At 67.7% G+C, this 12,988-nt stretch carries 9 protein-coding genes; all 9 read left to right on the top strand.

From position 1 onward, the window contains the following. The first annotated feature begins 100 nt into the window (after nt 1-100). Nucleotides 101-1,804: a methyl-accepting chemotaxis protein gene (locus tag K2W61_RS24695; protein WP_236756750.1), complete on the top strand. Its 1,704-nt coding sequence runs from the start codon at nt 101-103 to the stop codon at nt 1,802-1,804. Between the two features lie 26 nt (nt 1,805-1,830). Further along, nucleotides 1,831-2,667 carry a CheR family methyltransferase gene (locus K2W61_RS24690; protein ID WP_175135908.1) on the top strand — a complete coding sequence of 279 codons (837 nt, stop codon included), beginning with the start codon at nt 1,831-1,833 and terminating at the stop codon, nt 2,665-2,667. Between the two features lie 45 nt (nt 2,668-2,712). Continuing rightward, nucleotides 2,713-3,771, top strand: a complete 1,059-nt coding sequence (locus K2W61_RS24685) for a protein-glutamate methylesterase/protein-glutamine glutaminase (RefSeq protein ID WP_175135907.1) — start codon at nt 2,713-2,715, stop codon at nt 3,769-3,771. A gap of 50 nt (nt 3,772-3,821) precedes the next feature. Next, complete coding sequence (gene cheY / locus K2W61_RS24680; protein WP_175135906.1) at nt 3,822-4,211, top strand: chemotaxis response regulator CheY; 390 nt, start codon at nt 3,822-3,824, stop codon at nt 4,209-4,211. 8 nt (nt 4,212-4,219) lie between these two features. Next, a complete protein-coding gene (gene cheZ, locus K2W61_RS24675) occupies nt 4,220-4,852 on the top strand; it encodes a protein phosphatase CheZ (RefSeq protein WP_175135905.1) in 633 nt (210 codons plus the stop codon). 192 nt (nt 4,853-5,044) lie between these two features. Continuing rightward, nucleotides 5,045-6,592 (top strand): methyl-accepting chemotaxis protein, encoded by a 1,548-nt coding sequence (locus K2W61_RS24670; RefSeq protein WP_236756749.1) that lies wholly within the window; start codon nt 5,045-5,047, stop codon nt 6,590-6,592. A 222-nt stretch (nt 6,593-6,814) separates the two neighbouring features. Further along, complete coding sequence (flhB, locus tag K2W61_RS24665; protein ID WP_175135904.1) at nt 6,815-7,969, top strand: flagellar biosynthesis protein FlhB; 1,155 nt, start codon at nt 6,815-6,817, stop codon at nt 7,967-7,969. Between the two features lie 3 nt (nt 7,970-7,972). Continuing rightward, the gene (flhA, locus tag K2W61_RS24660; protein ID WP_175135903.1) at nt 7,973-10,093 is read left to right on the top strand and encodes a flagellar biosynthesis protein FlhA; all 2,121 of its coding nucleotides are present in this window, start codon (nt 7,973-7,975) and stop codon (nt 10,091-10,093) included. Further along, nucleotides 10,090-12,894: a flagellar biosynthesis GTPase FlhF gene (gene flhF / locus K2W61_RS24655; protein ID WP_236756748.1), complete on the top strand. Its 2,805-nt coding sequence runs from the start codon at nt 10,090-10,092 to the stop codon at nt 12,892-12,894. Before flhA ends, flhF begins: the two co-directional genes overlap by 4 nt. Nucleotides 12,895-12,988 lie beyond the last annotated feature (94 nt).

Raw genomic sequence — 12,988 nt, 5'->3', positions numbered from 1 at the left:
GCGCGCGATGGCCGAGACTTCCCAGGGAGATGGGCGCGCCATATTGTGGAATCGATATGGCGCTTTTCCTTAACGATTGCATTCGGGAGTGGTGCTTGTGATGCGCAAGTTTTTCGCGAACATGACGATACGCAGCAGCCTGTTGTGGGTGCTGGCGTTCTTTTCATTCATGTTGGTGATCGGAGCGGCGCTGGGCGTACTGTCGTTGCGTATCAGCAACATGACCCTGGCGGAGATCAAGCAATCGCAGGAATTGAACGACGCGCTTGGCCGTGTCGTTTCCAGCTATAAGGACACCCTGAATGGGCTGGGACGTACCGCGTCGGCCAATTATGCCGACATCGTGCGCAACGTCGGCCAGCCCACGCTCTTGAGCCAGGGCCTGTCGACCGAGGCCGTGGGCCTGCTGGAGCGCGCCAAAGCGGCCCAGAACAAAGGGCAGGCCGAATTCGAGTATTTCAAGACGCTGCCGCGGCCGGCCGAGGCGGCCGAGTCCCTCAAGGAAGTCGAGGATGCCTATGGCATCCTGATACAGCAGGGTGTGCTGCCGCTGACCGCCGCGCTCGAGAAGGCCGACATGCCGGCCTACCAGACCCAGGTGCAGAAAGTGCAGGACGCGCTCGAAGGCCGCTTCGCGCGTGCCGTCGAGGGATTCGATTTCTGGCGCGCCAGCAAGATGCTGGATGCCTTCGAGGTGGCCCAGGTGCGCTACCAGTTTGTCTTGATGGCGGTCGGCGCCGGCGGCGTGATCGCGGCGCTGCTGGTGTTCGCGACCTATGTGTTCCTGCGCCGCCGCGTGCTGCAGCCACTCAAGGAAGCGGGCCATCATTTCGACCGCATCGCCGGCGGCGACCTGACCGCCCGTGTCGAGGTCCGCAACACCAATGAAATCGGCCAGTTGTTCGCCGCGCTCAAGCGCATGCAGGAAAGCCTGACGCGCACGGTGGCCACGGTGCGCCGTGGCGTCGATGAAATCAATACCGGCTCGCACGAAATCGCGGCCGGCAATACCGACCTGTCCAGCCGCACCGAGCAGCAGGCGGCTTCGCTGGAGGAAACGGCGGCGTCGATGGAAGAGCTGGCCTCGACGGTCAAGCAGAATGCGGACAACGCGCGCCAGGCGAACCAGCTGGCGGCCAGCGCCTCGGACGTGGCTGAGCGCGGCGGTTCGGCGGTGGCCGAGGTGGTCAATACGATGCAGGGCATTTCTGCCAGCTCGCGCAAGATCTCCGAGATCGTGTCGGTGATCGACGGGATTGCGTTCCAGACCAACATCCTGGCGCTGAACGCGGCGGTGGAAGCGGCGCGCGCGGGCGAGCAGGGCAAGGGTTTCGCGGTGGTGGCGGGCGAAGTGCGCTCGCTGGCGCAGCGCAGCGCGCAGGCGGCCAAGGAAATCAAGGGCCTGATCGAGGACTCGGTGGGCAAGGTGGGCGCCGGTTCGCAGCAGGTCGAGCGCGCGGGCGCGACGATGCAAGAGATCGTGGCCTCGGTCAAGCGCGTGACGGACATCATGGGCGAGATCTCGGCGGCCTCGGAAGAGCAGTCCAGCGGTATTGACCAGGTCAACCGCGCGGTGTCGCAGATGGACGAAGTGACGCAGCAGAACGCGGCGTTGGTGGAAGAGGCGGCGGCCGCGGCCGGTTCGCTGCAGGAACAGGCGCAGCGCCTGGCCGAAGCGGTGGCGGTGTTCAAGATCAATGCCGGCGAAGTGATCGAGGTGCCGGCTCAGCGCCTGTCCTCGGGCCGGCCCGCTGCCGACGATTCGCGGTTGCAAGCGCCTGATGCGCTTGCGCTTGGACATTGAGGGCGGCAGTGGCGACAGCAGCAAACATGGCGCCGTCCATTCCGGTGGACCGCCAATTCGATTTCCGGGACGCGGATTTTTCCCGCGTCCGCAAGATGATCCACGCGCGTGCCGGCATTTCGCTGGGCGCGCACAAGCGCGAGATGGTCTATAGCCGCCTGGCGCGGCGCCTGCGCGCGCTGGGCCGGCAGGACTTCGCCAGCTATCTGGACCAGCTCGAGAACGAGCCGGATGCGCCGGAATGGGAAGATTTCGTCAATGCGTTGACGACCAACCTGACCGCGTTTTTCCGAGAATCGCACCATTTCCCGATCCTGGCGGACTTCGCGCAGCAGCGGGGCGGTCCCGTGTCGGTCTGGTGCTGTGCGGCTTCCACCGGCGAGGAACCCTATTCCATCGCCATCACGCTGGCCGAAGCCCTGGGCCCGCGCGCCAGCGGCTGCACGGTGCTGGCCACCGACATCGACACCAACGTACTGAACCGGGCGCGCAGCGCGGTCTACCCCGCCGAGCGCGTGGCCAAGATGGAAGAAAGCCGGCTCAAGCGCTTCTTCCTGAAAGGCCGCGGCGCCAACGCCGGGCAGGTCAGGGTGCGCCCCGAGATCGCCGATATGGTGCGGTATGAAACCTTGAACCTGCTGGCGCCAACGTGGCCGATCAGCGAGAAGTTCGACGTGATCTTCTGCCGCAACGTCATGATTTATTTCGATAAGCCGACCCAGGCGAAGATCCTTGAGCGGTTCGTGCCGCTGCTCAAGCCGGGCGGCCTGCTGTTCGCGGGCCATTCCGAGAACTTCACCTATATCAGTCGGGATTTCCGTCTGCGCGGGCAGACAGTGTACGAATGCGCGGGCAGGGCCTAGGCGGGCCCTCGCGGCAAGCTTGCGGTCGGACCGAGGCGATAAACAATGCAGAAAATCAGAGTCTTATGTGTGGATGATTCCGCGCTGGTGCGCGGACTGATGACCGAAATCATCAACAGCCAGCCGGATATGGAAGTGGTTGCGACCGCGCCCGATCCGCTGGTGGCGCGCGAGTTGATCAAAAAGCACAATCCCGACGTGCTGACGCTGGACGTGGAAATGCCGCGCATGGACGGCCTGGACTTCCTCGAAAAGCTGATGCGCCTGCGGCCGATGCCGGTGGTGATGGTGTCTTCGCTGACCGAGCGGGGCGGTGAAATCACGTTGCGCGCGCTGGAACTGGGCGCCATCGACTTCGTCACCAAACCCAAGCTGGGCATTCGTGACGGTCTGTTGGAATACACCGAGATCATCGCCGACAAGATCCGCGCCGCCTCGCGTGCCAAGTTGCGCGCGCCCAGCCCGCATGCGCCGCCGGCGGCGCCGGCGCCGATGTTGCGCCGGCCGCTGGCGAGCTCGGAAAAGCTGGTGATCGTAGGCGCCTCCACGGGCGGCACGGAAGCCATTCGTGAAGTGTTGCAGCCTTTGCCGCCGGACAGCCCGGCGATCCTGATCACGCAGCACATGCCGGCTGGCTTCACGCGTTCGTTCGCGCAGCGCCTGGATGCCCTGTGCGCGGTGACGGTGCGCGAGGCCGTGCACGGCGAGCGCGTGCTGCCGGGCCACGTGTACCTGGCGCCGGGCGGCGAGATGCACATGCGCCTGGGCCGCAGCGGCGCCAACTACGTGATCGAGCTGGAAGCCAGCGAGCCGGTCAATCGCCACCGCCCGTCGGTGGATGTGTTGTTTAATTCCGCGGCCGTGGCGGCGGGCAAGAACGCCATCGGTGTCATCCTGACCGGAATGGGCAAGGACGGGGCGGCCGGCATGCTGGCCATGCATCGCGCCGGCGCTCATACCATTGCGCAGGATGAGGCCAGTTGCGTGGTTTTTGGCATGCCCCGGGAGGCCATTGCGCTCGGCGCGGCTGATGAAGTGGTGCCGCTGTCGGCGATGAGTGAGCGCATTCTGACTCGCCTGGGCGACCGGGGACACCGCGTTTGACGCGGATGTCGTCCCGATCGGTCCCAAGCAAATTTCTTCTGGAGTAAAAGATGGTAGACAAGGGCATCAAGATTCTGGTGGTGGATGATTTCCCCACCATGCGGCGGATCATCCGCAACCTGCTCAAGGAGTTGGGTTTCGAGAACGTGGATGAAGCCGAAGACGGCGCGATCGGGCTGGAGAAGTTGCGCAACGGCGGCTTCCAGTTCGTCGTGTCCGACTGGAACATGCCCAACCTGGACGGCCTGGAAATGCTCAAGCAGATCCGCGCCGACGCCAGCCTGGCCTCGCTGCCGGTATTGATGGTGACCGCCGAGGCCAAGAAAGAGAACATCGTGGCGGCGGCCCAGGCCGGCGCCAATGGCTACGTGGTCAAGCCCTTTACCGCGGCGACGCTGGAAGAGAAGCTGGTCAAGATCTTCGAAAAACTCGGCGGCTGAGGTGTGCAATGAGTTCGACGCAGAATGAAGACCCGACTGATTCGCCTGACCTGATTCACCGCATCGCCTCGCTGACGCGCATGCTGCGCGACAGCATGCGTGAGCTGGGGCTGGACCAGGCGATCAAGGATGCGGCCAACGCCATCCCCGATGCCCGCGACCGCCTGCGCTACGTGGCCCAGATGACCGAACAGGCCGCCAATCGCGTGCTGAACGCGACCGAGGCCGCCGGCCCGATCCAGGACGGCATGTCGCGCTCGGCCCAGGCGCTGGATAGCCGCTGGCAGCAATGGTACGACCAGCCGCTGGAATTGCCTGAGGCCCGCGAGCTGGTCAAGGATACGCGCGCGTTCCTGCAGGATGTGCCCAAGCAGACGCAGCAGACCCAGTCCAAGCTGATGGAAATCATCATGGCGCAGGACTTCCAGGATCTCACCGGCCAGGTCATCATGCGCATGATGGATGTGGTCGGCGCGATCGAGCGCGAACTGCTGCAGGTGCTGCTGGACAACGTGCCGCAGGAACGCCGCGACGAAGCCAACAGCCTGCTCAATGGTCCGCAGGTCAGTCCGCAGGGCAAGGCCGACGTGGTCACCAGCCAGGATCAGGTCGACGACCTGCTCGCCAGCCTGGGCTTTTGAACCGGCGGCAATCGCACGCGACCATGCCCGGCCGCCGGGCATGGTCGTATTCCCTAAGGGTGTGAAAGCCTGCCCTTGGGTAGACTGCAACAATAAGAATCGGGGCCAGCAGCAGGAGACAGGGCGCGGCCACGCGCCCAAGGCAACGGATGCCCGCAGAAGGCGATCCGGGCCGCACAAGGAGGTGCTATCTTGGCCAGATCCGTATTCCGATTCGGAGGCATCTGGGGTTTGCTGCGCCGGCTCAATCGCGGCCGCGCGACGTTGTCCGAACGCCCCTTGTCCCTCAGCCCGGCCGCCTGGCCGCTTTACCGCTTCCTGGCGGGTATCCGTGGCCGCATCGCCACGGTGCGGCAATCCAGCATCGAAATCGCCCTGAACGCGGCCCGTACCCAGTTCCAGGCCGGGCGTTGCGCGCAGATGGCGCAGGAGCAGGCGCGCGCGGCCGAGGCGCTGGCGGCCAGTGGCGCCCAGATCGCGGCGCTGTCCGCTTCCACGTCGACCCACGTGCGCGACATCGCCGAGGTGTCGGGGCAGAACCTGCGTGCGGCCGAACAGGCGCTGGCGGAGCTGTGCGAGGTCAAGGAGCGGGTCGATCGCATGACCCGTGAGATGGCGGTCTTCAGCGACGTGGTGGGCCAGTTGACGGACCGGGCGCGTTCGGTGGGCGACATCAGCAAGCTGATCAAGGACATCGCACTGCAGACGCAACTGCTGGCGCTGAATGCCGGCGTCGAGGCGGCGCGCGCTGGCGATGCGGGGCGCGGGTTCGCGGTGGTCGCCAGCGAGGTCGGCCGGCTGGCCGAGCGGGTCAATGCCGCCACCAGCGACATCGGCCGCCATACCGGCGAGATGCTGGAACTGGTCGATTCGACCCAGCGACAGACGGGAACATTGCGCGAGGACGTGGACGCCTCCGGCGCGGTATTGGACAAGACCCGCCAGGATTTCCAGCATTTTGTGCGGGATTTCGACAGCATGAACCGCCAGGTGGGCGAAGTGGTGCAGGCGATCGGCGAAGTCGATGCCACCAACCACGGCATGAGCCAGGACGTGAGCCGGATCGCGGCGCTCAGCGCCGACGTGCGCGAACGGGTGGCCAGCATGTCGGGCGAGATCGACCGCATCCGGCGCCAGACCGAGAGCGTGCAGGAGGTTCTGTCGGACATGCGCACCGGCAATACCGCGTTCGACCGGCTGTCGGAGACGCTGGAGGCCTTCCGTGCGGCGGCGGCGCGGCTGCTGGGGCATGCCCGCGCGCGCGGCCTGGACGTGTTCGACCGCCATTACCAGCGCATCGCGGGCAGCGAGCCGCCGCGCTATCACACGGCCTACGACCGGGCCATTGACGAGTCCCTGACGCGGCTGCTGGACGGTGTGCTGGCGGCGGTGCCGGGCGGCAGTTATGCGCTGCTGGTGGACGCGCGTGGCTACGCCCCGGCGCACAACAGCCGGTATTCACATGCGCCCAGCGGCGACCCGGCGCAGGACATCGCGCGGGTGCGCCACAAGCGGATTTTCGACGACCCGGTGGGCGCGCGCCTGGCCGCGAACACCGAAACCCTGCTGTTCCAGACCTATTCGCGGGACACCGGCGAGATCGTCAATGACATTTCCGTGCCGTTGTTCCTGGATGGCGAGCACTGGGGCGCGGTGCGTATCGGCCTGGACTATGTGCGTTTCCAGGCCGCGCTTGAGGACGCCGGACAGGCTGCCAGGACGGCGGCCGTGGCAGGGTGAAAGACCGCGGGGCGGGGCGGCGGCCCCTCAGCCGGCGGGCGCGCCGGCCGGCCCTGGCGGCCGCTCCCGGGCATGCCGGTGGCCGGCAGGGCACGGGCGCATCCGGGAATAGCGCCGCTTTCCCCCCGTTTCTTGGCTTATCGCCAAATGGCCATGCCTCCTAGAATCTCGGCGGGCAGCTCGTAATCCGTCAATCCGCGAGCCGCAACGACACCGCAGAGCATGGCCGAAGAAAGCGACCTCGAGAAAACCGAAGCCGCCTCTCCCAGGCGCCTGGAAAAGGCGCGCGAGGAGGGGCAGATTGCGCGTTCCCGGGAGCTGGGCACGTTCATGATGCTGGCCGTCGGGGTCGGGACGATCTGGGCCACCGGGGCTTCGATTTATCAGGGACTGAACGGCGTGCTGCGCAATGGCTTGGCGTTCGACCAGCGCGTGGTGTCCGATCCGGGCGTCATGGTCGAGCAGGCCGTCGATGGCTTTGGCCACGCGCTGCTGGTGGTGTTGCCGATCTTCGGCCTGCTGGCGGTGGTCGCGGTGCTGTCCAGCGTGTTGCTGGGCGGGATCGTCATCTCCGGCAAGCCGTTGTCGCCGAATTTCTCGAAGCTGAGCCTGTTCGCCGGGCTCAAGCGCATGTTCTCGTCGCAGACCGTGGTCGAACTGATCAAGGCGCTGGCCAAGGCCCTGCTGGTGGGCGGGGTCGCGGTGTGGGTGCTGTGGCGCTATCACGACGACATGCTCAGCCTGATGCACGTGGCGCCGTCGGCGGCGCTGACCAAGGCTTTGAGCCTGGTGGCGATGTGCTGCGCCTTCATCGTCGCCTCGCTGCTGATCGTGGTGCTGCTGGACGTGCCGTGGCAGATCTGGAGCCATCTGAAGAAATTGCGCATGTCCAAGGAAGACGTGCGCCAGGAGCACAAGGAAAGCGAAGGGGATCCGCACACCAAGGCCCGCATCCGCCAGCAGCAGCGCCAGGCGGCGCGCCGGCGCATGATGTCCGAGGTTCCCAAGGCCGACGTGGTGGTGACCAACCCGACCCACTACGCCGTTGCGCTGAAGTACGAGGAAGACAGGAACGGCGCGCCGCGGGTGCTGGCCAAGGGCACCGGGCTGGTTGCCGCCAAGATCCGCGAGCTGGCCGCCGAACACCGCATTCCCACCCTTGAGGCGCCGCCGCTGGCGCGCGCCTTGTATCAACACGTCGAGCTGGGGCACGAAATCCCGGCCGAGCTATATACCGCCGTCGCGGAAGTGCTGGCGTGGGTCTTCCAGTTGCGCTCGTGGCGCTCGGGATGGGGCGCCGAACCCTCGGCGCCCACCTCCCTGGCCGTGCCGGCCGAGCTGGACCCGCAGGCCAAATCCGCAGCACAAGGAGTTTAAGGAATGAGCGCTCTGCTCACCATGTTGAAAAGCACTGGAGGCACGCATGCGCGCCTGCTGGCCGGCCCCATCCTGATCGTGATGGTGCTGGGCATGATGGTGCTGCCGCTGCCCACTTTCCTGCTCGACCTGCTGTTCACCTTCAACATCGCGCTGTCGGTGATGATCCTGCTGGTGGCCATGTTCACCCGCAAGCCGCTGGATTTCGCCGCATTCCCGGCGGTGCTGCTGTTCGCCACGCTGCTGCGCCTGTCGCTGAACGTCGCCTCGACCCGCGTGGTGCTGCTGAACGGCCACAGCGGTCCGGACGCCGCGGGCAAGGTGATCGAGGCCTTCGGCCACTTCCTGGTGGGCGGCAACTTCGCCGTCGGCATCATCGTCTTCGTCATCCTGACCATCATCAACTTCATCGTCATCACCAAGGGCGCGGGGCGCATCGCCGAAGTCGGCGCGCGCTTCACCCTGGACGCAATGCCGGGCAAGCAGATGGCCATCGACGCCGACCTGAATGCCGGCCTGATCGGCGAGGACGAGGCCCGCAAGCGCCGCGCCGAGGTGTCGCAGGAATCCGACTTCTTCGGCTCGATGGACGGCGCCAGCAAATTCGTGCGCGGTGACGCCATCGCCGGCCTGCTGATCATGGTGATCAACGTCATCGGCGGCCTGATCGTGGGCGTGGCCCAGCACGATATGTCGATGAGCGAATCGGCTCGCGTCTATACGCTGCTGACCATCGGCGACGGCCTGGTGGCGCAGATCCCGGCGCTGGTGATCTCGACCGCCGCCGGCGTGGTGGTGTCGCGCGTGTCGACCGACCAGGACATCGGCCAGCAGATCATCAGCCAGCTGTTCTCCAATCCCAGTGTGATGTTCCTGACGGCCGGCATCATTGGCATCATGGGCCTGATCCCGAACATGCCGCACGTGGCCTTTCTGACCCTGGCCGGCGCCCTGGCCTGGGGCGGCTGGGCCATGCTCCAGCGGCGCAAGGCGGCCGAGGAGGCCGCCGCCGAGGCGCCGCAGCAGGCTGTGACGCAGGCGCAGGCCGCCGCCGCCGAAGCCAGCTGGGACGACGTGTCGATGGTGGACCAGCTAGGCCTGGAGGTCGGCTACCGCCTGATTCCGCTGGTCGACCATGCCCAGAACGGCGAGCTGCTGCACCGCATCCGGAGCCTGCGCAAGAAATTCGCCCAGGACGTCGGCTTCCTGCCGCCGGTGGTGCACATCCGCGACAACCTGGAGCTCAAGCCCAACGACTACCGCATCCTCTTGTCGGGCGTGGAGATCGGCCACGGGGTGGCCATGCCGGGGCAGTGGCTGGCGATCGATCCGGGCGGCGTGACCATGCAGATCAAGGGCACGCCCACCACCGATCCGGCCTTTGGCCTGCCGGCGCTGTGGATCGACGGCAGCCTGCGCGACCAGGCCCAGGTGGTGGGCTACACCGTGGTCGATGCCGGCACCGTGGTGGCGACCCACCTGAACCACCTGATGCACCGCCATGGTTCCAACCTGCTCGGCCGCCAGGAAGTGCAGCAGTTGCTGGACCGCATCGGCCGCGACGCGCCCAAGCTGGTCGAGGACCTGGTGCCCAAGACGCTGTCGCTCACCGCGCTGCAGAAGGTGCTGCAGGGCTTGCTGGCCGAGGAAGTGCCGATCCGCGACATGCGCACCATCATCGATACGCTGTCCGAACACGGCCCGCGTCTGGCGGCGCTGGCGGCCGGCACTGGCGGCCAGCCCGATATCAACGAACTGATCGCGCTGACCCGCCGTTCGCTGGGCCGCGCCATCACCCAGCAATGGTTCCCGGGCGAGGGCGAGCTGCGCGTGATCGGCCTGGACGTCAAACTCGAGCGGGTGCTGTCGCAGGCGCTGACCACTAGCGGCGGTCTGGAACCGGGTCTGGCGGATACACTGCTGCGCGAAACCCAGGCGGCGGTCGAGCGCCAGGAGTCGCAGGGCAATGCCCCGGTGCTGCTGGTGTCGCCGGTGCTGCGCGCGCCGCTGTCGCGCTTCCTGCGCCACCATCTGCCGCAGTTGGGGGTGTTGTCGAATACGGAGATTCCGGATGAGCGCATGGTCCGCGTGACCGCCCTCATCGGCGGAGGTAATGGTCAATGAAAATAAGCCGCTTCTTTGGAGCCAATAGCCGCGAGGTCATGCGCCAGGTGCGCCAGATACTCGGTCCGGACGCGCTGATCGTGTCGAACCGCAGCGTGGATGGGGGTATCGAGGTGCTGGCCACGGTCGATGGCGCGTTCGACGACGCGCCCGGGCATGCGCAGGAGCACGCGCCGCGTGCCTATGCCGACGGTCACGCGCAGGCGCCCCGCGCACCGCTGGCGCACGAGGCGCAGGCGGCGCCGCAGCCTGCCTATGGAGCGCCCGCGCCGCGACCGGCTCATGGCGCGGGCGTCGCGCCGCATTATGACGGTGGCACCGCCGCGCAGCCGGCCTCGCCGCCGCCCATGACGCCGCCGCCGGCCTATGCCGTGCCGTCGCGCTCCATTGCCGCCTATCAGTCGGCCTACGCCGCGCCGGCCACGCCGGCGCATGAGGCGCTGGTCGAGCCCGCCGTTCGCCCGGCGCCGCCCGCGGCCAGCCCGGCGCCGGCGGTGGCGCCGCCGCCCATGGGCGTGGCGGCGGCCGTGGCTGCGCCCGCCGCGCCGGCAGCGCCCGTACGCATGGAAATGCCGGCCTTGCCGCCGGCACGCGAACTGGCGCCGGCGGCGCCGACGATGGCGCGCATGCCCGATGCGCCGTTGCGCAATGGTCCGGTGGTGCCGCCGGCAGCATTGCCCGGGGATGCCGCGGCCGGGCTGCAGGACGCCATCAGCGCCTTGCGTGGCGCGCTCGAAAGCCGCATGGACGGCCTGCTCTGGGGCGGGCGCCAGGGGCCTGGGCGCGAACCGGCGGGCGCGGCATTGTTCCGCAGCCTGCTGGATGCGGGCTTCAGCACCAAGCTGGTCCGCACACTGGTCGAGCGCATGCCGGCAGGCATCACGTCCGACGCGGCGCTGGCCTGGGCCCGCAATGAACTGGTCACGCATCTGCCGGTGCTGGGCTCGGAAGATGAATTCCTGGGCGGCGGCGTGTATGCGCTGGTCGGCCCCACTGGTGTCGGCAAGACCACCACGCTGGCCAAGCTGGCGGCGCGTTGCGTGGCCCGCGAGGGGCGCGAGCAGGTGGCGATGCTGACCACCGATAATTTCCGGATCGGGGCGCTCGAGCAGTTGCAGATCTACGGCCGCCTGATGGGCGTGCCGGCGCACTCGGTGCGCGATGCCGGCGAGCTGCGCCGCATCCTGGGGGAGCTGGGCAACCGCAAGATCGTGCTGATCGACACTACCGGCATCAGCCAGCGCGACCGCCAGGTCGCCGAGCAGGCCGCAATGCTGTGCAACGCCGGCAAGCCGGTGCGCCGGCTGCTGGTGCTCAATGCCGCCAGCCAGGGCGATACGCTGGACGAAGTGGCGCACGCCTATCGCAACGGCGTGGGCGAAGATGTGGCCGGCTGCATCATCACCAAGCTCGACGAGGCCTCGCGCCTGGGGGCGGCGCTGGACACGGCGATCCGCCATCGGCTGCCGATTCATTATTCGTCGATTGGCCAGAAGGTGCCGGAGCATCTGGAGCTGGCGCGCGCCGATGCGCTGATCGATCGCGCCTTCGCCATGGTGGAGCGCGCCCGCGCCCTGTACTCGCCGAGCGAGGCCGACATGGCGTCCTTGTGGTCGACACCGCGCGAAGCCGAGGCGGCCGACCCGGCCCGCCGTCGCCAGCTGCTGGCCTCGGCCATCCTGCGCCCGCAAGGCGGCGCCGGCTCGATCGAGGCCGCGCAGAATCTGGATGACACCCTGGGCTGGCTCGATACCGATCCGGCCAGCGTGCAGGCGCGCGCCTCGTGGCGCGAGTATGTCAGCGACGGCGCCGGTTCGAGCCTGGCGGCGTTGGGCGAGACGCCGCTGGCGATGGTGCGGCGTGAATTTTCCCGCGCCTGCAGCCGCAATCTGCTGGTGATGCATGGCAAGACCAGCATGAAGGGCGAGGCGCTGCCGGGCGGCACGCTGCTCAGCGCGGTGCTGATGAGCGATCGCGGCGCGGCCCTGGCCGCGCCGGCGCAGCAACTGGTGTTGCCGCACGGCATGCTGTCCTCGTTCGCCCCGGCCGCCGCGGCCCAGCCGGATACGGCGCTGGCGCTGGAGGAACGGGTGCGCTGGCTGGGGCAGCAGTTGTCGGGCGTGCCAGCCGTGCACATGCTGGAGGCCGGCACCTCGGCGCTGTGGCAAAGTCTCAGCGAGCAGGGCGTATCGTGGGTGGCGCGCAGTCCGGGCGGCATGCGTGTCATCCAGGATGATTGCCCGACCAACCTGAATGCGGTCGGCAAGAGCGTCGGCTATCTGCCGGTCGGCCAGCCGGGCGACATGCCGGGCTTGCGCGCGGTGCCCGGCTCCCGGCCGGCGCCGCTGGCCCTGTGGGCCTCGGGCACCGAGATCGGTCTGCCCGGGCGCGGCGATGAGGCCCGGCTGCGGCTGGTATGCGCGCGCCTGATCGACACGGTCAGTGGCCAGGTCGCCGGTCAGTTGTTCGGTTTGACCAACCTGGCGGCCAGTCAGGCCGACGCCGCGACGGTGGCGCGCTGGTTGGTGCTGCAGGACGAAGCGCGCGCCGGATTCCGCTACATGGCTAATGCCTGGCAGGCGCTGCCCGCGGTCGACGGCTCGCATACGCTGGCGCGGCAATCGCTCATGGCCGGCCAATTGGGCGCGGCTTGCTGGCAACTGGCGCATGCGCCGACGGCCGATGCCGTGCGGGCGACGCTGGCCGGCGTTGTCAGCCCCGAGCGCAAGCTGTCCGGGCGCCTGTTGCCGGTGGCACTGCTGAAGATGTTCGCGATGCTGGAGATGGCCGGCGGCGTCTAGCGGAGCCGGCGCGAAACCCCGGCATGACAAAGCAAACAGCCCGCGTATCGCGGGCTGTTTGCTTTGTTGGCGCGGGTGGGGAGGGCGGGGCGGC

Origin of the sequence: Achromobacter pulmonis (assembly GCF_021733725.1) — a bacterium.
Classification (GTDB): Bacteria; Pseudomonadota; Gammaproteobacteria; order Burkholderiales; family Burkholderiaceae_B; genus Achromobacter; species Achromobacter pulmonis.
Note: the sequence above shows the minus strand (reverse complement) of the source record. Positions and strands in the feature narration are given on the sequence as shown.